This window comes from Labrys okinawensis, from assembly GCF_002982075.1.
GTDB classification, from domain to species: Bacteria; Pseudomonadota; Alphaproteobacteria; order Rhizobiales; family Labraceae; genus Labrys; species Labrys okinawensis_A.
The window spans coordinates 78,603-101,565 of record NZ_PUEJ01000005.1; the positions used below are offsets into that span (position 1 = coordinate 78,603).

General features: G+C 63.4%; 24 protein-coding genes. 9 read left to right on the forward strand and 15 right to left on the reverse strand.

The window, feature by feature from the left end:
* Nucleotides 1-4: 4 nt before the first annotated feature.
* Together C5L14_RS14015 and C5L14_RS14020 are read left to right on the forward strand one after the other, a co-directional pair.
* The gene (locus C5L14_RS14015; protein WP_105862686.1) at nt 5-193 is read left to right on the forward strand and encodes a hypothetical protein; all 189 of its coding nucleotides are present in this window, start codon (nt 5-7) and stop codon (nt 191-193) included.
* A gap of 37 nt (nt 194-230) precedes the next feature.
* Nucleotides 231-1,022, forward strand: coding sequence for a dimethylarginine dimethylaminohydrolase family protein (locus tag C5L14_RS14020; protein WP_105862687.1), 792 nt, complete (start codon nt 231-233; stop codon nt 1,020-1,022).
* Between the two features lie 175 nt (nt 1,023-1,197).
* On the opposite strand, the gene C5L14_RS14025 is transcribed toward C5L14_RS14020, so the two are convergent.
* From C5L14_RS14025 to C5L14_RS14040, 4 genes are all read right to left on the reverse strand, one after another.
* A complete protein-coding gene (locus C5L14_RS14025) occupies nt 1,198-1,926 on the reverse strand; it encodes an ABC transporter permease subunit (protein WP_105862688.1) in 729 nt (242 codons plus the stop codon).
* A gap of 2 nt (nt 1,927-1,928) precedes the next feature.
* On the reverse strand, nt 1,929-2,609 hold the full coding sequence (locus C5L14_RS14030; protein ID WP_181161172.1) for an ABC transporter permease: 681 nt from the start codon (nt 2,607-2,609) through the stop codon (nt 1,929-1,931).
* Nucleotides 2,610-2,730: 121 nt separating this feature from the next.
* The gene (locus C5L14_RS14035; RefSeq protein WP_105862689.1) at nt 2,731-3,507 is read right to left on the reverse strand and encodes a transporter substrate-binding domain-containing protein; all 777 of its coding nucleotides are present in this window, start codon (nt 3,505-3,507) and stop codon (nt 2,731-2,733) included.
* A gap of 128 nt (nt 3,508-3,635) precedes the next feature.
* Nucleotides 3,636-4,436 (reverse strand): ABC transporter ATP-binding protein, encoded by an 801-nt coding sequence (locus C5L14_RS14040; protein WP_105862690.1) that lies wholly within the window; start codon nt 4,434-4,436, stop codon nt 3,636-3,638.
* A gap of 151 nt (nt 4,437-4,587) precedes the next feature.
* On the opposite strand from C5L14_RS14040, the gene C5L14_RS14045 reads away from it, so the two are divergent.
* Together C5L14_RS14045 and pssA are read left to right on the forward strand one after the other, a co-directional pair.
* Nucleotides 4,588-5,286: a phosphatidylserine decarboxylase gene (locus C5L14_RS14045; RefSeq protein ID WP_105862691.1), complete on the forward strand. Its 699-nt coding sequence runs from the start codon at nt 4,588-4,590 to the stop codon at nt 5,284-5,286.
* A gap of 95 nt (nt 5,287-5,381) precedes the next feature.
* Nucleotides 5,382-6,113: a CDP-diacylglycerol--serine O-phosphatidyltransferase gene (gene pssA, locus C5L14_RS14050; RefSeq protein ID WP_342588410.1), complete on the forward strand. Its 732-nt coding sequence runs from the start codon at nt 5,382-5,384 to the stop codon at nt 6,111-6,113.
* A gap of 117 nt (nt 6,114-6,230) precedes the next feature.
* Here pssA and tyrS read toward each other — a convergent pair whose 3' ends face one another.
* Nucleotides 6,231-7,472, reverse strand: a complete 1,242-nt coding sequence (gene tyrS / locus C5L14_RS14055; RefSeq protein WP_105862693.1) for a tyrosine--tRNA ligase — start codon at nt 7,470-7,472, stop codon at nt 6,231-6,233.
* Between the two features lie 199 nt (nt 7,473-7,671).
* Here tyrS and C5L14_RS14060 point away from each other — a divergent pair, with 199 nt between their 5' ends.
* Together C5L14_RS14060 and mce are read left to right on the forward strand one after the other, a co-directional pair.
* Nucleotides 7,672-8,799: an anhydro-N-acetylmuramic acid kinase gene (locus C5L14_RS14060; protein ID WP_342588411.1), complete on the forward strand. Its 1,128-nt coding sequence runs from the start codon at nt 7,672-7,674 to the stop codon at nt 8,797-8,799.
* Nucleotides 8,796-9,200 (forward strand): methylmalonyl-CoA epimerase, encoded by a 405-nt coding sequence (gene mce, locus C5L14_RS14065; protein WP_105862694.1) that lies wholly within the window; start codon nt 8,796-8,798, stop codon nt 9,198-9,200. The genes C5L14_RS14060 and mce overlap by 4 nt, the downstream gene beginning before the upstream one ends.
* Before the next feature lie 90 nt (nt 9,201-9,290).
* Here the strand turns inward: mce and C5L14_RS14070 are convergent, their stop codons facing one another.
* The 9 genes from C5L14_RS14070 to C5L14_RS14110 form a co-directional block, all read right to left on the reverse strand.
* A complete protein-coding gene (locus C5L14_RS14070; RefSeq protein WP_105862695.1) occupies nt 9,291-10,718 on the reverse strand; it encodes a DEAD/DEAH box helicase in 1,428 nt (475 codons plus the stop codon).
* A gap of 464 nt (nt 10,719-11,182) precedes the next feature.
* Entirely contained in the window at nt 11,183-11,752 is a 570-nt protein-coding gene (locus C5L14_RS14075) for a hypothetical protein (RefSeq protein WP_105862696.1), read from the reverse strand.
* Nucleotides 11,753-11,982: 230 nt separating this feature from the next.
* Nucleotides 11,983-12,396, reverse strand: a complete 414-nt coding sequence (locus C5L14_RS14080) for an HIT family protein (protein ID WP_105862697.1) — start codon at nt 12,394-12,396, stop codon at nt 11,983-11,985.
* A gap of 4 nt (nt 12,397-12,400) precedes the next feature.
* Nucleotides 12,401-13,639, reverse strand: a complete 1,239-nt coding sequence (locus C5L14_RS14085) for a GNAT family N-acetyltransferase (protein ID WP_105862698.1) — start codon at nt 13,637-13,639, stop codon at nt 12,401-12,403.
* Nucleotides 13,640-13,744: 105 nt separating this feature from the next.
* A complete protein-coding gene (locus tag C5L14_RS14090; RefSeq protein ID WP_105862699.1) occupies nt 13,745-14,212 on the reverse strand; it encodes a RidA family protein in 468 nt (155 codons plus the stop codon).
* Nucleotides 14,213-14,326: 114 nt separating this feature from the next.
* Nucleotides 14,327-15,538: an NADP-dependent isocitrate dehydrogenase gene (locus tag C5L14_RS14095; protein ID WP_105862700.1), complete on the reverse strand. Its 1,212-nt coding sequence runs from the start codon at nt 15,536-15,538 to the stop codon at nt 14,327-14,329.
* 113 nt (nt 15,539-15,651) lie between these two features.
* Nucleotides 15,652-16,296, reverse strand: coding sequence for a glutathione S-transferase family protein (locus C5L14_RS14100; protein WP_105862701.1), 645 nt, complete (start codon nt 16,294-16,296; stop codon nt 15,652-15,654).
* Between the two features lie 214 nt (nt 16,297-16,510).
* A complete protein-coding gene (locus C5L14_RS14105) occupies nt 16,511-18,751 on the reverse strand; it encodes an NADP-dependent isocitrate dehydrogenase (RefSeq protein ID WP_105862702.1) in 2,241 nt (746 codons plus the stop codon).
* A gap of 381 nt (nt 18,752-19,132) precedes the next feature.
* Nucleotides 19,133-19,381 carry a hypothetical protein gene (locus C5L14_RS14110; protein ID WP_105862703.1) on the reverse strand — a complete coding sequence of 83 codons (249 nt, stop codon included), beginning with the start codon at nt 19,379-19,381 and terminating at the stop codon, nt 19,133-19,135.
* A gap of 254 nt (nt 19,382-19,635) precedes the next feature.
* On the opposite strand from C5L14_RS14110, the gene C5L14_RS14115 reads away from it, so the two are divergent.
* From C5L14_RS14115 to murI, 3 genes are all read left to right on the forward strand, one after another.
* Nucleotides 19,636-20,382: an RNA methyltransferase gene (locus C5L14_RS14115; protein WP_245443389.1), complete on the forward strand. Its 747-nt coding sequence runs from the start codon at nt 19,636-19,638 to the stop codon at nt 20,380-20,382.
* 73 nt (nt 20,383-20,455) lie between these two features.
* Nucleotides 20,456-20,953 carry a CYTH domain-containing protein gene (locus C5L14_RS14120; RefSeq protein ID WP_105862705.1) on the forward strand — a complete coding sequence of 166 codons (498 nt, stop codon included), beginning with the start codon at nt 20,456-20,458 and terminating at the stop codon, nt 20,951-20,953.
* 247 nt (nt 20,954-21,200) lie between these two features.
* Entirely contained in the window at nt 21,201-22,022 is an 822-nt protein-coding gene (gene murI / locus C5L14_RS14125; RefSeq protein ID WP_245443390.1) for a glutamate racemase, read from the forward strand.
* A gap of 70 nt (nt 22,023-22,092) precedes the next feature.
* On the opposite strand, the gene C5L14_RS14130 is transcribed toward murI, so the two are convergent.
* Nucleotides 22,093-22,785 carry a DUF930 domain-containing protein gene (locus tag C5L14_RS14130; protein WP_105862707.1) on the reverse strand — a complete coding sequence of 231 codons (693 nt, stop codon included), beginning with the start codon at nt 22,783-22,785 and terminating at the stop codon, nt 22,093-22,095.
* Nucleotides 22,786-22,963: the final 178 nt, after the last annotated feature.

The following is a 22,963-nucleotide window of genomic DNA, read 5'->3' on the forward strand; positions in this document are numbered from 1 at the left end:
GCCGATGGCTCAGTCCAATACGCCGAACTGGATGAGGCCGCTCTGGGTTCGCGTGCTGCTTTGCGTGCTGCCCGCGGCCTGGGCCGGGGTGGAGCTCTATAACGGCAACCAGTTCTGGGGCCTGATGTTCGCGGCCGTGGCCGCCTATGGACTGTGGACCCAGGTCATTCAATATCGTCCTCCGGAAGAGTGAAGCCGGCGGAGGTCAGACCCTTTCGATCGGAGCCAGCATGAGCGCCTTTCCCGTCTATGCTTTCGACAATGCCATCGTGCGCCTGCCGCCGGCGAGCGTGACGGAGGGCCTGCGTGCCGAGGATCGCGGCGCGCCGACCCATGCGGGCGTCTCGACCGAGCATCGTCTCTATATCGAGGCCCTGCAGGCCGCCGGCGTTGCCGTCGAGGTCCTGCCCGCCCTGGAGGATTTCCCGGATTCGCTGTTCGTGGAGGATCCGGCCCTGGTGTTCCCGGAGGGTGCGATCCTGCTGCGGGTCGGCGCCAAGAGCCGTTTCGGCGAGACGGCCGAGATCGCGCCTGTGCTGCGCACGCGCTTCGAGAAGGTCCTGGCCCTGCAAGGGCCGGGGTTCGTCGACGGCGGCGATGTGCTGGTCACGCCCCAGGCCGTGATGATCGGCCTTTCCGACCGCACCACCCGGGAAGGGGCGGAGGAACTGATCGGCCTGCTGGCTGAACTCGGCCGCAAGGGCGTGGTCGTCACCACGCCCCCAGGCGTCCTGCATTTCAAGTCCGACTGCTCTCTGCTCGACGACACCACCATGCTGTCGACGGCGCGCCTCGCCGCCTCGGGCGTGTTCGAGGGCATGCGGGTGCTGCTGACGCCCGAAGGCGAGGAGGCCGGGGCCAACGCCCTCCGGATCAACGACCGGGTTTTCGTCGGCATCGATTATCCGCGCACGGCCGCCCTGCTCGAAGCCGAGGGCTACAGCGTCGTCCGGCTGCCGACGTCGCAGATTGCCAAGATCGACGCGGGCCTGTCCTGCATGTCGCTACGCTGGCATAGCTGAAATCCGACACCCATAAGGACGGGGCATGTCGACTTCCGGTCGACATCCTCGGATATGCTGCATTTGTCGACCTCGCTCCATCAGGTGGAGCTATGAGGGCGACACTCCGCGATTGCCTGCCTTTTCCGATCGGGCGGAGTTGGTGTCCTGAGCCGAATGTTGGTTCGAAACGCCCTCAATGCGGTTTCACCGTCTTGGCGAAACCGGCTTCCAGGCGCCGGTAGACGGCTTCGATCACCAGCGTGGTGATGAGATAGCCGATGGCCACCACCAAGAGGGGCGTGTAGGTGATCGCCTCGCGCGAGCGGATGATGTTGATCTGGCCCAGGAGATCCTGGACGCTGACCAGATAGGCGAGGGCAGTCGATTTCAGGCAGAGCACGGTCTCACCGGCAAAGGTCGGCATCATCGCCTGCATAGCGCGGGGCAGCCAGATGCGTCGCACCAGCGCGAACCCGCGAAAACCATAGGCGCGCGCCGCTTCCAATTCGCCGCGTGGGACCGAGAGCAGCGCGCCGCGCACGACTTCACCGACATAGCCGCCCACACTCAGCACTAGGGCGAAGATGACATAATAGTAGCCGTCCTTCAGGACTGGCCAGATGAAGGATTGCCGGATGCCGGGAATGGCGGGAAAGAGCGAACCCAGGCCCTGGTAATAGACGAACATCTGCACCAGCAGCGGCGTGCCGCGAATGACCGACACGAAGCTGGAGGCGATGGCGTAGACCAGCCTGTTTTTCGAAACCCGGCCGAAGCCGACCAGCACCGCCAGGGGAAAACCGAAGAGCAACGAGAAGAACAGCAGTTTCAGCGTGGTGAAGAAGCCGCTGAGAATGGCCGGCCAGTATTTGCCGATCCAGCCGAAATTCTCGAAAAACCAGCTTGCCAGATCCGCGGACATGGTCACCCCAGCTTGGGAGTCCAGCGCCGGATGTGACGCTCGAACATTTTGATGAAGATGTTGGAGAATTGCGTCAGCGCGTAATAGATCGCGCCGCAGAGCAGCAGGAAGGGGAAATACATGCGCGTGGAGGCCGCGGCCTGCACGGCCGTGAAGGTGAGCTCGTTATAGCCGACCACGAAAATCAGCGCCGAATCCTTCAGCATCGTCATCCAGAGATTGGTCAGCCCGGCGAAGGCGAAGGGAATCATCAAAGGCAGGATGACGCGCCGGAACAGGCCGAATCCGTGCATGCCATAAGCGCGGGCAGCCTCGATCTGCCCCTTCGGCAAGGCGAGCACCGCCCCGCGCAAAATTTCCGAGGTATAGGCGCCATTGACCACGCCGAGCACGGTGATGGCAGCGAAGAAACCACCGATTCCCAGCGTGCCATAGCCGAGCCACGCCATCAGGGCATTGAGCCCCTGCTGGCCCGCATAATAGAGGATCAGGATGAGCAGCACCTCCGGCACGGCGCGGCAGATGGTGGAATAGCCATTGGCGAGCGCAACCAGCCAGCGCGGTCCACGCAATTTAGCCCAGGCGACCAGGCCGCCGATGACAAGGCCAGTGAGATAGCCCCCGACCGAGATTTCGATGGTGATGACCAGGCCTTGGAGCAACGATACGCCCCATCCGGACATCAGTAGATTCCAGAAAGCTTCCACGCCCGACCCCACAGGAAGGAAAGGGGCCGGCCCGAACTCTCAGGCCGGCTGGAGAAAGCCCGGTTCAGTTCACCGGGAGTGAACCGAGCGGCTTATCTCACTTCGGCGGCGTACCGACGTTGTATTTGAAGTACTTCTTCTGGATCGCGTCGAACTCGCCATTGGCATAGACAGCCTTGATGCCCTCATCGAGCTTGGCCTTCAGATCGGTGTCCTCCTTGCGCAGGCCTCCCCCCACGCCGGCTTCGAAGACCGGATCCTTGGGGAACTGCTTCATCTCGCAGCATTGGCCGTCCTTGCCGGCCAGGAAATCGTCGAGCGCGGCGGCATCGGCCATCACCAGGTCGAGACGGCCGGCGGCGAGGTCGGCATTGGCGGCGTCCTGCGTGCCGTAGCTCTTGATGTCGGCGTCGGGATAGGTCTTCTGGACATATTGGGCGTGAATGGTGCTCGTCTGCACGCCGATCGATTTGCCCTTCATGCCCTCCGGCGTGAACTCGAACTTGTCGGCCTTGTTGCCGATGAATTCGGGAGGCGTGTTGTAATAGCGGATGGTGAAGCCGATCTGGGCCGAGCGCTCCGGCGTGATCGTCATGGAAGCCCAGATCACGTCGATCTTCTTGGCGATCAAGGCTGGGATGATGCCGTCCCAGGCGGTGGCGACGATCTCGCAATCGAGCTTGGCGGCTTTGCAGACGGCCTTGGCCAGATCGACCTCGAAGCCGACCCATTGGCCGGAGGCGTCCTTCGAAGCGAAGGGCGGGTAGGGCTCGGCCGCGACGCTGACCTTGATGGTGTCTGCCTGGGCCGAGGCGAAGGCCGCGCCACAAAGAAAGGCGGTCGCCATGAGAAGTTTGGCGCTGAAGTGTTTCATTTTGGTCCCCTGATAGATAACTGTTTTTTCGACGTTTTCTTGGTTTTCATACTTGATGCGCGAGTTCCGGTGCCCTCCTGCCCCTCGAACTTTTCCGTCAAGCGGAAATGATTGCCTCGCAAGTCGCTTTAGTGCTGGCGCGGCGTGACGAATTGACGGCAGCGCTCGCTGTTGGGATTGCCGAACACCTTTTGGGGCGGGCCTTCCTCCTCGACATTGCCGTTGTAGAGATACATCACATGGCTGGCGACATCGCGGGCGAAGGCCATCTCATGGGTCACCAGCAGCATGGTGCGCCCCTCCGCAGCGAGATCGCGGATGACCTTGAGCACCTCGCCGACCAACTCCGGGTCGAGCGCCGAGGTCGGCTCGTCGAACAGCATCACCTTCGGGCGGATGGCAAGGGCGCGGGCGATCGCCGCGCGCTGTTGCTGGCCGCCGGAGAGAAAGGCGGGATAGACGTCCTTCTTGGCGTAGAGGCCGACCTTGTGCAGCAATTGCTCGGCATGGGCGATCGCCTCGGCCTTGTTCTCGCCGAGGACATGGACCGGCGCTTCGATGACGTTTTCGAGCACGGTGCGATGCGCCCATAGATTGAAGCTCTGGAACACCATCCCCAGCCGGCTGCGGATGCGCTGGAGCTGCTTCTGATCGGCGACCGCCATGGCGCCATGGCCATCCGGCTTGAGGCGAATCTCCTCGTTTCCGATCAGGATGCGACCGGAATTGGGAACCTCCAGCAGATTCGTACAGCGCAGCATCGTGCTCTTGCCCGAGCCTGATGCGCCGATCAGGGCGATCACGTCGCCTTCATGGGCCGTAAGGGAAACACCTTTGAGGACTTCCAGCAGACCGAAACTCTTGTGAATATTGTCGAGTTGAACAACGGGTGTCCGGCTCGCTCCCGCTTGTGGGGCGTCCTCTGGCATAAAGCGACCTCATCTGACGTTCGGTTGCCCAGAACTGTATCAGCCATTTCAGTTTGCACAAGGTGCAGGCAGCCACTCTTGTCGATAACGACATGCTCTGGTCTTTATCCGCTGCATGAGATAGGCAGAGCCCTAAACTGGAACCCTGCCTATGTCGCTTGCCGCCTCCATCCGCAAAGTCCTGGTGCCGATCAACCGCGAAGGCTACCCATTCCTGGGCATCGCGGGCGTGGCCACGCTGATCGCACTGGGATGGATCAAGGTTCTGTTCTGGCCTCTTCTGATCCTCACCGCCTGGGTCGCCTATTTCTTCCGCGACCCTCAGCGGGTGACGCCGGTGCGCGAGGGCCTGGTGGTCTCGCCGGCCGACGGCGTGGTCAGCCAGATCGCCAATGTGCTGCCGCCGCCCGAACTGGGTCTGGCCAGCCAATCGCTGCTGCGCGTTTCGATCTTCATGAACGTTTTCGATTGCCATGTGAACCGCAGTCCGGTGACGGGGACGATCACCAAGATCGCCTATAAGCCGGGCAAGTTCCTCAACGCCGATCTCGACAAGGCCAGCGAGGACAATGAGCGCAACGGCTTCATCATCGACACCGGCGCCGCCCGCTACGGCGTCGTACAGATTGCCGGCCTGGTGGCGCGGCGCATCGTCTGCTGGACCAATGAGAACGAGCATGTCGCCGTCGGCCAGCGCCTGGGCATGATCCGCTTTGGGTCTCGCGTCGACGTCTATCTGCCGGAAGGCGTGCGTCCCCTGGTCGGCATCGGCCAGAAGATGGTGGCCGGCGAGACCATCCTGGCGGATGCGAATACCACCATGCCGAACCTGACCCACCGCGTCGGCTGACCATGGACCCGCTCTTCCCGCCTTTTCAGCCAGGAAGTCCGGATCCCGAGGGACCGAGGCGGCGTGCCATTCCGCTGCGCGTACTCATTCCCAACATGATCACGCTGCTCGCGCTCTGCGCGGGCATGACGGCCATTCGCCTGGCCATCGAGAACAAGCTCGACCTTGCCATCGGCTGCATCGTGGTCGCGGCGCTGCTGGACGGCGTCGACGGACGCGTGGCGCGCTATCTCAAGGGCACCTCGAAATTCGGCGCGGAGCTCGATTCTCTCGCCGATTTCGTGAATTTCGGCGTGGTTCCCGGTATCGTCCTCTATTTCTGGGGGCTGCACGATCTGCGATCGATCGGCTGGATCGGCTCGCTGGTCTTCGCCATCTGCATGGTGCTGCGCCTTGCGCGCTTCAACGTGACCAGCAGCGATCCCAACCGCCCGGCCTTCCAGGCGAACTTCTTCACCGGCATGCCCGCTCCAGCCGGAGCCTGCACCGTGCTGCTGCCGATCTATCTGGATTTCCTCGGCCTCACCCATGAGCCGAGCCACGCCAAATATGAGCTGGCCTATGTGCTGCTCATCGCCTTCCTGATGATCTCCACCATTCCGACCTTCTCGGGCAAGAAGCTGGGCAACCGCATTCCACGCGAATGGGTGCTGCCGATCTTCGTCGTCGCGGTAGTGGTGGTAATGCTGCTGGCGCTCTATCCGTGGGAGTCGCTGACCTCGCTCACCGTCGCCTACTTGGCGACCATTCCGTTCGGCGTCGTCTATTACCGCAAGCAGGCGAGGGCCCATGCGGCCTCGCTACCCCTGGAGCGGAAGGGCGAATAGTTCTTTGGAGCGTGGACATCGCGGCGACATGCCTTCATGTCGCGATGTCCGCGCTCATCGTGGGAATCCACCAGATTGGTAGACGAGAGCGGACAGTATGTCCGCGCTCCAGAAGCGTTACACCGGCCTTGCCAGCACGTGCTTCTTCTTGCCAAGCGACAGCTTGATCACGCCGTCGGCGGTGACGTCACCCTTGCTCAGCACGGCCTTGGGATCGCTGACCGCCACGTCGTTGACCCTGAGCCCGCCGCTGGCGATCTGGCGGCGAGCCTCGCTGGTCGACGGCACCAGGCCCGCCTGCACGAAGGCATTGAGCAGGCCCACGCCCTCGCTCAGGCCCGCCAGTTCGAAGCTCGGCAGGTCGCCGGCCAGCGTGCCTTCCTCGAAAGTTTTTCGCGCGGTCTCTTCGGCAGCCTCGGCCTTGTCGCGGCCATGGACGAGGGCGGTCGCCTCGGTGGCCAGGCGCTTCTTGGCCTCGTTGATCTCCGAGCCGCCGAGGGCGGCGAGGCGGGCGATCTCGTCGAGCGGCAGGGTGGTGAACAGCTTGAGGAAGCGCTCGACGTCGGCATCCTCCGTGTTGCGCCAATATTGCCAGTAATCATAGGCCGAGAGCATGTCGTCGTTGAGCCAGACGGCGCCGGCGGCGGTCTTGCCCATCTTGGCGCCCGAGGCCGTGGTCAGCAGCGGGCAGGTGAGGGCATAGAGCTGCGGCGTGCCCATGCGGCGGCCAAGATCGATGCCGTTGATGATGTTGCCCCACTGATCCGAGCCGCCCATCTGCAGCACGCAGTCATAGCGCCTGGAAAGCTCCACGAAATCATAGGCTTGCAGGATCATGTAATTGAATTCGATGAAGGAGAGCTCCTGCTCACGGTCGAGCCTGAGCTTCACCGAATCGAAGGACATCATGCGGTTGACCGAGAAGTGGCGGCCGATGTCGCGCAGCATCTCGATATAATTGAGCTTGGTCAGCCATTCGGCGTTATCGACGAGGATGGCGCGCTCGTCGGTGTAGTCGATGAACTTGTCATAGACCCTGAGGATGCTGTTTTTGTTGGCCTCGATCTGCTCGATCGGCAGAATGCGGCGGGTTTCGTCGCGGCCCGAGGGATCGCCGACCCGCGTGGTGCCGCCGCCCATCAGGGTGATCGGGCGATGGCCGGTCTTCTGCAGCCAGTGCAGCATCATGATCGGCACGAGATGGCCGATATGCAGCGAGCTTGCCGTGAGATCGACCCCGACATAGGCGGTCAGGCGTCCGCTGGCGGCCTTCTCGTCGAGGCCTTCCAGATCCGATACCTGGTGGATGAAGCCGCGCTCGGTGAGGGTGCGCAGGAAATCGGATTTTAACGCGGTCATGGCAAACGCTTTCAAACGGCTTATAGATGTCTAGAGCAAAGCGTGTTTGGACGGGAACGTCCGTTTGCTCTAGCTCTTTGGTTCGATGCGCCTTTGCGATTGCTGGCGTGTCCGCCAGATCACAAAACGCTTTAAGCGCCCTCTAACAGGTTTGGCGGCGCTTTGGTACAGGGGTGCTGAGAAATCGGGTGATTTGCGCATGAAGACGATGATGACGGCACTCGGGCTAATGTCCGGGACCTCGATGGACGGTATCGATGCCGCCCTGATCGAGACGGACGGCGAGGGCACCGTCGAGATGGGACCGACAGTCGAGCTCGCTTATAATGAGGAAGAGCGCAGCCTGCTGCGGCAGGCCCTGGCCGATGCGGTGGCGATGAAGCGTCGCAACGAACGTCCGGGCGCTTTGGTGGCGGCCGAGCGGCTGATCACCCGCAAGCATGCCGATGTCGTTTCCGATTTCCTCAAGGCGCATGACCTCAGCCCTGACGATATCGATGTCATCGGCTTTCATGGCCAGACGGTGCTGCACCGCCCGCAGGAGCGGCTGACCGTGCAACTCGGCGACGGCCAGGCCCTCGCCGACAGCCTCGGTATCCAGACCGTCTACGACATGCGGGCTGCCGATGTGGCCGAGGGCGGGCAGGGCGCTCCGCTGGTGCCGGTCTATCACCAGGCCCTGGTGCAGGCCGCCAAGCTCGCCGGGCCCGTCGCCGTGCTCAATCTCGGCGGCGTCGGCAATGTCAGCTATATCGCCCGGGGACGCGATCCCATCGCCTTCGACACCGGCCCCGCCAATGCGCTGATCGACGATTTGATGATGGAGCGCACCGGCATCGCCTTGGACCAGGACGGTCGGCAGGCCCTGGCCGGCAGGGTCGACGAGACGGTGCTCGGCCAATTGATGGCCCATTCCTATTTCGGCGAGGCGCCGCCCAAATCGCTCGACCGCAACGCCTTTTCGCGCGAGGCGGTTGCGGGTCTGTCCACGCCCGATGCGGTGGCGACCCTGGCTGCCTTCACGGCCCGCAGCGCGGCGGCGGCACGCCAATGGCTGCCTGCCGAGCCGAAGCTGTGGATCGTCTGTGGCGGCGGAGCCCGCAATCCGGCAATCCTCAACTTCCTGCGCGCCGAGACCGGCGTACCTGTGCGGACGGCGGACGAGTTCGGCTGGTCGGCTTCCATGATGGAGGCACAGGCTTTTGCCTATCTGGCCGTTCGATCCCTGAAAGACCTGCCCTTGACCTTTCCCTCCAGCACCGGCGTCCGCAAGGCGCTCACGGGCGGTATTCTCGCAGTGCCGGGCCAGAAGCGGGTAAGCGCATGATCGGCCGTCTCAACCATGTCGCCATCGCCGTGCGCGACCTCGGCGCTGCCACCGCCGTCTATCGTGACACCCTCGGCGCCCATGTCTCGCAGCCCCAGGCTCTGCCGGAGCACGGCGTCACCGTCGTCTTCATCGAGCTGCCGAACACCAAGATCGAGCTCCTGGAACCCCTGGGTGAGGCCTCGCCGATCGCGCGCTTCCTCGAGAAGAACCCGGATGGGGGCATGCACCACATCTGCTACGAGGTCGATGACATCCTCGCCACGCGGGACCAGCTGAAACAAACGGGGGCGCGCGTCCTTGGCGACGGTGAGCCGAAGATCGGTGCCCACGGCAAGCCGGTGCTGTTCCTGCATCCCAAGGATTTCTCGGGTACGCTGGTCGAACTGGAACAGGTTTGATCCGATTGCGATCGGAGTATGGCACAGTAGCCTTCTCCCGCAAGGGGAGAAGGAAGATGCGCCTCATTCGTCCCGGTCGAGCCTATGATCTCAGCCGTTGCTCTTGCGCCGGATCGGCGTGAGCAGGAAGGACGGGACGTGATCGCCCATGCCGATCACCACCGGGCCGTCATCCTCGTCGCGCCGATGCGGCCTGGACGATGCAGGACGGCGTTGCTCGGGGGCCTGCTGCGGCTCGTGGCGCGGAGCCTTGGGAGCTTCGTCGCGTTCGCGCGACGGCCTGGCCTCGCGGCCCTTGCCCTGCTGGCGCGGTTCCTCGGTCTTGCCGCCGCGCTCGCGACGCCCGCGCCGCGGCTTGGCGTGGATCTCTTCCTCTTCATCCCCCTCGATCGGCGGCGGATCGCCGGTGAAGGGGATCTTGTTGCCGGTCAAGGTCTCGATGGCCGAGACATGCTTGCCGTCGGCGGAACTGACCAGGGTGAAGGCCCAACCCGAACGACCAGCGCGGCCCGTGCGGCCGATGCGGTGGACATAGTCGTCGGCGTGGACCGGCACGTCGAAATTGAAGACATGGCTGACGTCAGGAATGTCGAGGCCGCGTGCCGCGACGTCCGAAGCCACCAGGATCGGCATCTCGCCATTGCGGAAGCTCTCCAGTGCGGCCATGCGGGCGCGCTGGTCCATGTCACCATGCAGTGCGACGGCGCCGAAGCCGTGGCGCACCAGCGAGCGGTGCAGGATGGCCACTTCCGACTTGCGGTTGCAGAAGACGATGGCGTTCTTGAGATTCTCCGCCGAACGGATCAAGCGGCGCAGGGTGACCCGCTTTTCGGCGGGGGGCGACTTGGTGTGCACCAGCGCCTGTGTGATCGTGGTGGCGGCAGTGGCGGGCCGGCTGACCTCCACCTGCACCGGATTGTGCAGGAACTGGTCGGTAATGCGCTTGATCTCCGCCGGCATGGTCGCGGTGAAGAACAGGGTCTGCCGGGTGAAGGGCACCAGCTTGCAGATGCGCTCGATGTCGGGAATGAAGCCCATGTCGAGCATGCGGTCGGCCTCGTCGATGACGAGAAGCTCCACGCCGGTGAGCAGCAGCTTGCCGCGCTCGACGTGATCGAGCAGGCGCCCGGGGGTGGCGATCAGCACGTCCACGCCACGCGTGATCTTGGCGTCCTGGTCACCAAAGGAGACACCGCCGATCAGAAGCGCGACCGACAGGCCGCTCTTGCTGCCATAGCGGTCGAAATTCTCCTGGACCTGCGCGGCCAATTCGCGGGTCGGCTCCAGGATCAGCGTGCGTGGCATGCGGGCGCGGGCGCGTCCCTTTTCCAGCAGCGTCAGCATGGGCAGGGTGAAGGCTGCCGTCTTGCCGGTGCCCGTCTGGGCGATGCCGAGCACATCGCGGCGCTGCAGCACATGGGGAATGGCCTGGGCCTGGATGGGCGTGGGATTGGTGTATCCGGCCGCTTCCACGGCGGCGAGGACCTTTGAAGAGAGACCGAGTTCAGCGAAGCTCATTGCGGAAATGTCGAACCAACAGAGGCCGCCCCGATCGGACGGCAGAGGGCGGCTCGCATCGCCGCACGGACAAACAGGGCCCTATCGGGTGGGCCCGGACGGCGCGAACATAGGGTTAGGCAGGGAAATGTCAATGGTTTTGCCGGGCAAAGGCACGGTTTTTGCTCGATTTCCAGGGCTTTTTCGTCGATTTGGTGGGCGGCCGACGCAAGCCTTGATGATGAGACGGCAGGATCGCTAGCTCGAACAAACGGGACGACGTTCCTTTCCTTGCGTCATCCATGTGGCGGCGAAGAAAAAAAGCACTCAGCGATCCGACCGGGGCGCCCGAAGTGACAAAGATACGCAGGAACAAGGCGTTAGAGCGGAAGCATTCAATCGCGATTGCGCTCCGCTCCGCAAAGGACACAAACGCAAAAGGCGGGCATCGGCCCGCCTTTCTTCTGCAGAGGGATGAACCGGCCTTACTCGGCCACGGTTTCAGGCTTCTTCTTGGCGGGCTTCACGGGGGGCTTGGCCGGCTTGGCTTCGGCGGTTTTCACCGGGCGCGGCTTGGGCTTCTTGACCACGGGCGCTTCCGTGGCTTCGCCGAAGCGCTCGTTGATCTTGCGTGCGATGGGATCGTCGCGCTGGGCCTCCGGATCCATCGGCAGGATGGTCTCGATCGGATCGGCCTGGTCGATCGAGCCGGTCTGATCCTGGATGATCGGGAATTGCGGGGCAAGGGGGGCATTGGCCGCCGCCTGCATCGAATTGGCATCGGGGGCGGGCGCAGGGGCCGGTGCGGCGGGCGCCGGCGCAAGATTGGCGATGACAGGCGTCGTCACCGGGGGCGGGGCTGTCACCGCGACGGCCTCTGCCGGTGCGGCCGGTGCCGCGTGGATCGAGCGGGCCGTGTCGATGGCGCCGACGAAAGCCACGAAACCGGCGGCGACGAGGGCGCCCTCGCGCTTCAGCTTCCAGTGGTGGCGGGCCCGGTAGGCAGTATGCCAAAGCCAGCCGACAGTGATATCGACAGCACTTGCGACCAACATGACGAACTCCAACTCAACGCGACCTCGGTGAGAATCACTATTGCGCGTGATGGTGAAGAAAAACTTGCCAAGGCGAATCGGCAGCCAAGAAATTTTGCCGAGGCAAGTTTCGCCGGGTGGTCGGAGCCGGGATTTCCGGGGAGTGCGGACGAAAGGTTGTACTTGCAGGAAGGGAAGAGCGGATCGCCCGATACTGTCTTGAACGTCGTAGGGACGTCCGCGCTCCGGGCCTATAGCAAAGCGCGGATCTTGGCGGCGTGCTGGGCGAGGACGGCGTGGTCGGCCATGGCGCGCGGGCGGACAGGAACACCCGTCTTCATCGGCAGGAGGTGGAAATGGACATGCGGCACCTCCTGGCCGCCCGAAACCTCAGAATGCAGCCGCAACGTATGGCCATCCGCGCCGAATGCCTTGCAGGCGGCCAGGGAGACCTTCTGTGCGATCTGGGCGAGGTAGGCCAGTTCATCCGGTTCCACGTCGAAGATGTTGCGGGCGGGCTTCTTGGGGATCACCAGGCTATGGCCGTCGACGATCGGCATGATGTCGAGGAAAGCGAGGGTTCGGTCATCCTCATAGAGCGTGTGGTTGGGAATTTCCCCCCGCAGCAGCTTGGCGAAGATGTTGTCGGGATCATAAGCGGTCATGCCGCTATCCTTTCCTGAAGGGCGTTGCCTCGTCGAGAGCTTCGTGGTGGGCGGCAACCTCGGCGCGCTCATGCGCGAGATAGTCGTCAACCGCCCGTCGAAATCCGGGATCGGCAATATAATGGGCGGAATAGGTTGTCACGGGCCGATAGCCGCGCGCCAGCTTGTGTTCGCCCTGTGCGCCGGCCTCCACCCGGCGGAGGCGGCGTTCGATGGCGAACTCGATGGCCTGATGATAGCACACTTCGAAATGCAGGAAGGGATGGTCCTCGATGCAGCCCCAATTGCGGCCGTAGAGCGTGTCGGAGCCGATGAAATTGATGGCCCCGGCGATATAGCGCCCCTCGCGCCTGGCCATTACCAGCAGGATGTGCTCGGCCATGGTCTCGCCGATGAGGGCATAGAATTTACGATTGAGATAGGGGCGGCCCCATTTGCGCGAGCCGGTATCCATGTAGAAGGCGTAGAAGGCGTCCCAGGCCTCCTTCGTGATGGCCGTGCCGGTCAACCTCTCGATGGTGATGCCGTTGGCCAAAGCATCCCGGCGCTCGCGCTTGATGGTCTTGCGCTTGCGAGAGGCGAGGGAGGCCAAAAAGGCCTCGAAATCGTCATAACCCTCGTTGAGCCAGTGAAATTGCTGGTCTGTACGCTGCAGGAAGCCCTGGGCGCCGAGCCATTGCCAGTCGTCACGGCCGATGAAGGTGGCATGGATGGAGGAGCCGCCGATGGAAGAGAGGGCCGCCTTGGCGCCTCTCACCAGGGCCGATGAGACGAGGGCGGGATCCTCGCCCGGAGCGACCAGGAAGCGCCGGCCCGTTGCCGGCGTGAAGGGGATGCTGACCTGGAGCTTGGGATAATATTGCCCGCCGGCGCGCTCATAGGCATCGGCCCAGCCCCAGTCGAAGACATATTCGCCCTGGCTGTGGCTCTTGCCATAGGCGGGCATGACGCCGGCGACCCGGCCGTCGTCATGGCTGACGAACAGATGGAGGGGCGTCCAGCCCGAGCGTCCCCCGACGCACCCACTCGCTTCGAGAGCGTGCAGGAAATCGTAGGAAATGAAGGGGTTGAAGTGCTCGGCGGAGGGATCGGGAGCGGCCGCTTCGTCCCCGGCGCTCGGGCGGTGCCCGGAAAGGCAGTTCTGGGGCGTGGCGGCGAGAGGATTGGCGCAGCGGTCCCAGGCCTGGCGGCCGATGGCCTCGATCGAGGAAGCTGCCTTGATCGTAAAGCCCTGGTCGCTCAAGCCTGCATTCCCTCAACGGATACCTGTCCGGGGAATTTGGGCCTATTCCCGTCGAATGCAAGAGGCGCGGCCCGAGTTCCATTGCCGCGCCTTTCGTAAGTGGCCTCAGGCGACTTCGATCAGCGCCTCGACCTCGACGGTGGCGTCGAGGGGAAGCGAGGGCACGCCCACAGTGGAGCGGGCATGGCGTCCCTTGTCGCCGAAGACCTCGACCATCAGGTCGGAAGCACCGTTCATCACCATCGGATGGGTGGTGAACTCCGGCGCAGCGGCAATGAAGCCGCCGAGGCGGACCACGCGCACCACCTTGTCGAGGGAGCCGACGGCCGCTTTGATCTGCGCCAGGATGTTGATGGCGCAATAGCGCGCGGCAATCCGGGCGTCTTCGACGGTGACCGTGCCAGCGCCGAGCTTGCCGGTGGCGGCCAGCTTGCCCTCATTGTTGAAGCAGAGCTGGCCGGAGATAACGAGGTGGTTGCCGGTGCGCACCGTGCCGACATAGTTGGCGACCGGGGCAGCCGGGGTGGGCAGGGTGATGCCGAGTTCGGCAAGGCGGGCGTCGATGGCGGACATGGAAGCCTCTCTTTGGAGCGCGGACATCCTGTCCGCTCTTGGAAGCGTTGAAGGGCAGGGGAGAGCGGGTCTCGCGACAAGCAAGCATGTCGTTGAGAAGCCCGCGCTCCGAAATCAGGCCATGGCCTTCTTGAGGTTCTCGTCGATCTTGTCGAGGAAGCCGGTGGTCGACAGCCAGCCCTGATCGGGGCCGACCAGCAGGGCCAGATCCTTGGTCATGAAGCCGGTCTCGACAGTGGAGACGCAGACCTTCTCCAGGGTGGCGGCGAACTTGGCGAGCTCGGCATTGTCATCGAGCTTGGCGCGATGGGCAAGGCCGCGGGTCCAGGCGAAGATCGAGGCGATGGAGTTGGTCGAGGTCTCCTTGCCCTTCTGGTGTTCGCGGTAATGGCGCGTCACGGTGCCGTGGGCGGCCTCGGCCTCGACCGTCTTGCCGTCGGGGCTGAGCAGCACGGAGGTCATCAGGCCGAGCGAGCCGAAGCCCTGGGCGACGATATCGGACTGCACGTCGCCGTCATAGTTCTTGCAGGCCCAGACATAGCCGCCCGACCATTTCAGCGCCGAGGCGACCATGTCGTCGATCAGGCGGTGTTCATAGGTCAGCTTGCGCTTGTCGAACTCGGTCTTGAATTCACTGGCGAAGACTTCGGCGAAGATATCCTTGAAGCGGCCGTCATAGGCCTTGAGGATGGTATTCTTCGTCGACATGTAGACCGGGAAATTGCGCTGCAGGCCGTAGTTGAACGAAGCGCGCGCAAATTCGCGGATCGATTCGTCGAGGTTGTACATGGCGAGCGCCACGCCGTCGCCCGGCGACTTGAACACTTCCTTCTCGATCACCGAGCCGTCCTCGCCGACGAACTTGATGGTCAGCGTGCCCTTGCCGGGGAAACGGAAGTCGGTGGCGCGATACTGGTCGCCGAAGGCATGGCGGCCGACGACGATCGGCTGGGTCCAGCCCGGCACCAGGCGCGGCACGTTGCGGCAGATGATGGGCTCGCGGAAGATCACGCCGCCGAGGATGTTGCGGATGGTGCCGTTGGGCGACTTCCACATCTCCTGGAGATTGAATTCCTTCACGCGGGCTTCATCCGGCGTGATGGTGGCGCATTTCACGGCCACGCCGTGGCGCTTGGTGGCCTCGGCCGCCTCGACGGTGACCTTGTCGCGGGTCTTGTCCCGGTTCTCGATGCTGAGGTCGTAATAATCGAGCTGGAGATCGAGATAGGGGAAGATCAGCTTGTCCTTGATCTGCTGCCAGATGATCCGGGTCATCTCGTCGCCGTCCATGTCGACGACCGGATTGGCCACCTTGATCTTTGCCATCGTACAAGCCTCATTTATTGGGAAATATCGGCGCGGCTATAGCACCGCGATCCGGTCGGGGGAAGTTCGGCGGACGATGGCGCCTGTTGTTTTTGCCGGGTGAAACCAAGCAATTACTGCGGAGCTTGCGCCTGCTTGGCCTCGGCAACCAGCTTGTCGTCGATCTCACGGGCCCGGATGGCGGCGGGACGGCCGGCGATTCGCTGCCAATAGGCGGCGAGGGCCGGACGCGGCTCGATCGTCTTGAACATCAGGCCCCAGCCAACCTGCGAGCCGAAATAGACGTCGGCAGCCGAGAAGCGGTCTCCCGCGATGAACTCGTTCTGGGAGACGGCATAGTCGAGCGCGTCGATCACGTCGGCATAGCAGCCATAGCCGACCATGCGCTTGCGCTCATCGGGAATCTCGATGTTGAGCGCCTTGTTGGTCACCGCGGCCTCGACCGGGCCGGCCGCAAAGAACATCCAGCGATAATAGAGGCCTCGCTGCGGGGACCCGGCCGGCGGCGCCAGACCCGCCTGCGGAAAGGCATCGGCCAGATAGGCGCAGACGGCGCCGCCTTCGGTGACGACCACGCCGCGATGGGCAATGGCCGGCACCTTGCCCATCGGATTGAGAGCGAGATAGTCGGCCGATTTCATGCTGGTGCCGAAGTCGAGGATCTCGGTGCGATAGGGCTGGCCGACTTCCTCGAGCATCCAGCGGGCAATACGGCCGCGTGACATCGGGTTGGTGTAGAAGACGAGTTCATCGCTCATGGGGCTGTCCTGCTGGAAACGGTGGCGGGAGCATAGCCCTGCAACCGGATTTGACCAGGGCAAAACCCCGCCGGGGTTGGGAGTGTCAGCCTCCGGCTGACATCTTGGAAGCCAAGCTCTTGCGGTCCGGTAGAATGTCAGCCGGAGGTTGACACTCCGCACATCCTGCACTGCGTCATGCAAGACCGACTGTCTTGTCAGGCAAAACCCGGCCCTATGCCGCTCCCGCCTGCGCCAGCGCCGCGTTGAGCGTGGCGCTCGGACGCATCACGGCTTCGCATTTCTGCCGATCGGGCAGATAGTAGCCGCCGATATCGGCCGGCTTGCCCTGCACGGCCGCGAGTTCGGCGAGGATCTTGGCCTCGTCGCGCGCCAGTGTTTCGGCCAGCGGCTTGAATTGCGCCTGCAGGGCCGGGTCTTCGGTCTGGGCGGCGAGTTCCTGCGCCCAATACAGTGCCAGATAGAACTGGCTGCCGCGATTGTCCAATTCGCCGGTGCGGGGCGAGGGGGATTTCTTGTTGTCCAGGAGCTTGCCGGTTGCGGCGTCCAGCGTCTTGGCGAGCAGCTTGGCCTTGGCGTTGCCCGTCTTGATGCCGAGATCCTCCAGCGAGACGGCCAGCGCCAGGAATTCGCCCAGAGAATCCCAGCGCAGATGGTTTTCCTCCACCAATTGCTGCACATGCTTGGGCGCCGAGCCGCCGGCGCCGGTTTCATACATGCCGCCGCCGGCCATCAAGGGCACGATGGACAGCATCTTGGCGGAGGTGCCGAGCTCCATGATCGGGAACAGATCGGTGAGATAGTCGCGCAGAATGTTGCCGGTGACGGAAATCGTATCCAGGCCGCGGATCACGCGCTCGAGCGTGTAGCGCATGGCGCGCACCTGGCTCATGATCTGGATGTCGAGACCGGCGGTGTCGTGCTCGGCGAGATAGGCCTTCACCTTGGCGATCAGCTGCGCCTCGTGCGGGCGATAGGGGTCCAGCCAGAACAGAGCGGGCATGCCGGAATTGCGGGCGCGCGTCACCGCGAGCTTGACCCAGTCGCGGATCGCCGCGTCCTTGACCTGACACATGCGCCAGATGTCGCCCTGCTCGACGGTCTGGCTCAGCAGCACCTCGCCGGTCGCAAGGTCGGTGATGTTGGCCACGCCGTCCTCCGGGACCTCGAAGGTCTTGTCGTGCGAGCCATATTCCTCGGCCTGCTGCGCCATCAGGCCGACATTCGGTACGGTGCCCATGGTGCGGGGATCGAAGGCTCCGTGCCATTTACAGAAATTGATCATCTCCTGGTAGATGCGGGCGAAGGTACTCTCCGGCATCACCGCCTTGACGTCCTTCAGGCGGCCGTCGGCACCCCACATCTTGCCGCCATTGCGGATCATGGCCGGCATGGAGGCGTCCACGATGATGTCGTTGGGCGAGTGGAAATTGGTGATGCCCTTGGCCGAGTCGACCATCGCCAGTTCGGGCCGGTGCTCGTGGCAGGCATGCAGATCGCGCTTGATCTCGTCCTGCATGCTTTGCGGCAGGGTTGCGATCTTGTTGTAGAGGTCGACCATGCCGTTGTTGACGTTGACGCCGAGTTCGTCGAACAGCTTGCCATGCTTGGCGAAGGCATCGCGGTAGAAGATCTTCACGCAATGGCCGAAGACGATGGGGTGCGACACCTTCATCATCGTCGCCTTCACATGAAGCGAAAACATCACCCCGGTCTTGTGCGCGTCTTCGATCTGCTTTTCGTAGAACTCCAGAAGCGCCTTCTTGCTCATATACATCGAGTCGATGATCTCACCATCCAGCAGCGAGACTTTGGGTTTCAGGACGATGGTCTTGCCGCTGTTGGTGACCAGCTCCATCTTCACGTCGCGGGCCCTGTCGAGCGTCATCGATTTCTCGCCATGGTAGAAGTCGCCGTCATGCATGTGCGAGACATGCGTGCGCGAGGCCTGGCTCCATTCGGCCATGCTGTGCGGGTTCTTGCGCGCGTAGTTCTTCACAGCCAGCGGCGCGCGGCGATCCGAATTGCCCTCGCGCAGCACCGGGTTCACGGCGCTGCCGATACATTTGGCGTAGCGGGCGCGGATCGCCTTTTCCTCGTCCGATTTGGGGTTCTCGGGATAATCGGGAATCCTGTAGCCCTTGCCTTGCAGCTCCCGGATGGCCGCCGTCAATTGTGCCACCGAGGCGCTGATATTGGGCAGCTTGATGATGTTGGTGTCGGGCAGCAGCGTCAGCCGGCCGAGCTCAGCCAGATTGTCGGGAACGCGCTGTTCATCAGTCAGAAAATCGGGAAATTCGCCAAGGATGCGGCCGGCGACCGAAATGTCGCTGGTGACGACGTCGATTCCGGCGGGGGCGGCAAATGTGCGGACGATGGGCAGGAAGGCGGCGGTTGCCAATGCCGGGGCTTCATCGGTCAGCGTGTAGATGATGGTGGGGGATTTGGCGTTCATACGCTGGCTTCCTTGGCAAGTCGGAATCAGGGCGACAAAAAGCGCTCGCGCCGGTGCGTGGATCGGCACGAGTGCTCGGTAAATTTGCAGGGCGGCGTGGTCAGGGGGCGTGTCTTTCCGGCAACGGGATGACCTCGATGACTTGGCGCTCGATGACCTTGGCAGAGTTTTCCGGCGGGGTCCGCGGGTGGGGCGCACCGAAGAACTCACGCCTCGAACCTGCCACCTGCTTCGGACTTCGGCAACTGATTTGTGCCTGCGGGCTTGCGCTGCATCGTGGATGGCGGGAGGCTCGGGATCGGCACGACAAGACACTCCCGGAGCGGAGCTCGCGGGAGTGTCGGCAGATTGTCCGAGATTGATGGAGCCGGTCTATCGCAGTCAGTTGCACACTTCGCGGGTGCGATAGATGTAGCTCTGCGCATAGTCGTCCCAGACGCGGTAGCTCACTGTCCGGCAATCGTAATAGGTGGTGCTGCTATAGGTTTGGGTCACGCGGTAGGAATTGGAATAGGTGGGATAATTATAACCGCTCGCATAGCCATTGTCGCAATCGTCGGCGAAGGACGCGGCAGTCGCGGCGGTGAAGGCCGTGGCAGCGAAAGCGAGGGTAAGAAAAATCTTGCGCATGATCGTGGTCCTTTAAGCCGGGCTTCATGGCCCTTTTGATGGGAGGACCCTAGCGAAGCGGATCCGACCCGGCGGTGCGTTCGGGCACATTGGCCCGGCCGCCGATTGGCGGCGTGTATCCGTGGGAACAAGGACAGTCCTGGTTCGGCGCGTTGCAAAGGAGCTTTCATTATCCGCCGAATGGTCTATTCAGCCCGAACTTCTCCTGCTTTCGAGCCTTTTTCGTGATGTCTCAGTCGAATGCGAGCACTGCCGTGACGCCTCCCGCCGTGATCCTGGTCCGCCCCCAGCTTGCCGAGAATATCGGCATGTGCGCCCGCGCCATGATGAATTTCGGCCTCAGCGAGATGCGCCTGGTCTCGCCCCGCGACGGCTGGCCGAAGAAAGGTGCCCGCCAGGCTTCCTCCGGTGCGTCCGCCGTGCTGGACAATGCCAGACTGTTCGAGACGACCGAAGAGGCCATTGCCGACCTCAATTACGTCTTCGCCACCACCGCGCGCGAGCGCGGGCAGATGAAGGACGTCTTCGCCGCCGATGAAGGCGCCGTGAAGATGCAGGTCCTGGCGGGCGAGGGCGCGCGCAGCGGCATTCTGTTCGGGCCCGAGCGCATGGGGCTCTCCAACGACGACGTGGCCCTGGCCGATGCCATCATTTCCTTTCCGGTCAGCCCGGCCTTCACCTCGATCAATCTCGCCCAGGCGGTGCTGCTGGTCGGCTATGAATGGTGGAAGCTGGTCTCGGGCGGCAAGGCGCCGATCGCGCCCACCCGCAGCTCCCCGCCGGCGACGCGCGAACACATGCTGGCCTTCTTCGATTATCTGGAGCGGGAACTCGACGCTGTCTCCTTCTTCTATCCGCCCGAAAAGCGCGAGGTGATGGTGCGCAATTTCCGCAACATCTGGCATCGGCTCGCGATGACCGAGCAGGACGTCCAGACCCTGCGTGGTGCGGTGGCCTCGCTCGTCGGCGGGCGGCAGGGCACGCGAATCAAGCGCGATTGAACCGGCGCGAACGCGAAATCCCTGTCACAGGCTCTCGCTAGGCTGTGCCCACTTCCTTCGGATTGGGTGTTTCATGGCCGTCGAGATCGAGCGCAAATTCCTTGTCCGCAACGATGATTGGCGCCGGCAGGTCCGGGGATCCGCCACAATCCGCCAGGGTTATTTCTGCCGCACGCCCCTGCTGCGGGCGCGCATCCGCATCTATGGCGACAAGGGCTTCATCACGCTCAAGAGCGAACCGGGCACGCGCAGCCGCCATGAGTTCGAGTACGAGATCCCGCAGGTCGATGCCGCCGAGATCATCCGCCGCTTTTCGATCGAGCCTCTCGTCACCAAGACCCGCCACGATGTCGACCATGCTGGAGTGCGCTGGTCCGTCGACGTCTTCACAGGTCCCAATCATGGACTGGTGCTGGCCGAGGTCGAGCTGGAGCACGAGGACCAGGCCGTTCCACTGCCCGAATGGGTCGGCGAGGAAGTGACGGGCGACCGGCGTTACGGCAATTCGAATCTGGCGCGCTTTCCCTTTGCGAGCTGGGGCGAGGAATTGCCGCCGGCCGACGCCTTGTGAGGAATTGTCGGGCGTGCCGCTTTGGGATCAAAAAAAGATCACGATCGCAACGCTTCATTCACTCATCTGGGTTTGAATAGGCGTGCGCCCGGTTGGGTAGTGCGTACGGGCAACCAATATGCAGCGATTGATTCCTGATGGTGTCGATCATTCCGAAGAGCGTCCCATGAAGGCTAGCCTTCCCGGGCAAACTAGTTTGCCCTGCAGGGTCGACCTTCTGGCTGGCACGGTTTATGGAGCTGCGGTCATGTCTGACCGCGCTCCAACTGTCCTTGTCTTTGATTCCGGCCTTGGTGGCCTCACCGTATTTTCCGAATTGCAGAAGGCGCTTTCCGGTGCGCGCTTCGTCTATGCCGCCGACGATGCCGTCTTTCCCTATGGCCGCCTTGCCGAGGACGTCGTGGTCGAACGCGTCGTCGAGGTGATGGAGCGGTTGATCCCGCGTTATCAGCCGTCTTTGGTGGTCATCGCCTGCAACACGATATCAACCGTTGTCCTCCCCGTGCTGCGCCAACGCTTCTCGGTACCCTTCGTTGGCACCGTGCCCGCGATCAAGCCGGCTGCCGCGCTGACGAAGACGGGGAGGGTGGCGATCCTGGCGACGCCGGGTACCGTCAAGCGCGACTATACGCGCGAGCTGATCCGTTCCTTCGCCGCCACGATCGAGGTGGAACTGGTCGGCGCGATGGGGCTGGCCCGCCTGGCGGAAGCCGTATTACGCGGCCAGCCCGTCGAGGATGAAGCGATTGCGCGCGAGATCGCGCCTTGTTTCGTCGATCGCGACGGCAAACGCACCGATGTGGTGGTGCTGGCCTGCACGCATTACCCGCTGGTGCTCGAAACAATGAAGCGGGTCGCCCCCTGGCCGGTCACCTGGCTCGATCCTGCCCCGGCCATCGCTCGCCGCGCTGCCGAGCTTGCCGGCTCGATCCCGCCGCGCACGGTGGTGGAGGACGGTCTGGCCCTATTCACCGGCGGCGCCGGACTGACCGGCGAACTCAGGGCGGCGCTTGCCGCCCGCGGCCTTCCGGCCATTGCCGTCGAAGCCATGCCGCCGCGCTGGCATTGAAGCGTTCTCCGGAAAAGTTGGCAGGCTTTTCGACCAGGAAGACGATGAGCATCCCACCGTCGTGGTAGGCTCAATCCTGCGGCTCGTCGCTGACGGGCAGGTTGAAACGGCTCCATGCGTTCCTGGGTATGGCCGCGCCGGCCTGGAACTCGAATGCTGAAACCCTGGCGAGGTCGAGGGTGAGGTTGCAGCGATATCTCAGGACGAACCACTGCCTCCGGCTTCGGAATGCCGCGCCGTCGGCTGTTACGCTCGCATCGCCCATCCTGGTTTCCGCGCGTGCATAGGCGATCGTGAGGTCGGGCTCGAGATCGTGGTTCCAGGCCCGCAACTGGGCCATGGCCTCGATGTTGCACAATTGCTCCATGCGTTCGTCGCGGCCGAGGAGAGGCAGCATCTTCCTGGCCTGCCGGCTGCGTGGATCCGCGAGGGCGAGATCGGACAGGATCTTCCGGGCCTGGATCATCGCCGGTGGCGACGGCGGTGGCAGGGCTTCGCTCGGCCTGGGAACCGCCACTCCTCCCTGCGGAATGCCATCGGCCGAGGGCGGCTTGGCCGGTAGCGCAGGAGGGGGCCGTGCCGGCGGGGGTGGTTTGGGAATGTCCCCGACGAATTCGACTTCGATGCTGTTTTCGGGAGGCTGGTTCAGCGGTGCGGGGCGGGGAAGCAGGAACAGCAGGGCGAGGACGATGACGTGGAGCAGCAATGCCGCGGGCCAGCCGAGGGAGACGTCTCGATTGGTTGGAAGCGCGGCGACGGGCATCGCTCAGGGAGCGGCCGTGGCGATCGGCTGCAACAGCACCATGAAATCCCTCCTATGGAGGCCGGCCGGAATTTTCCGCCGGATCGACGGCCTGCACCAGGACGAGGCGTTTTGTCGGAATATAGGCGAGGAACTGCCCGCGATAGCCTGCCGCAATGGACTGGCGAACCGAGTCGGC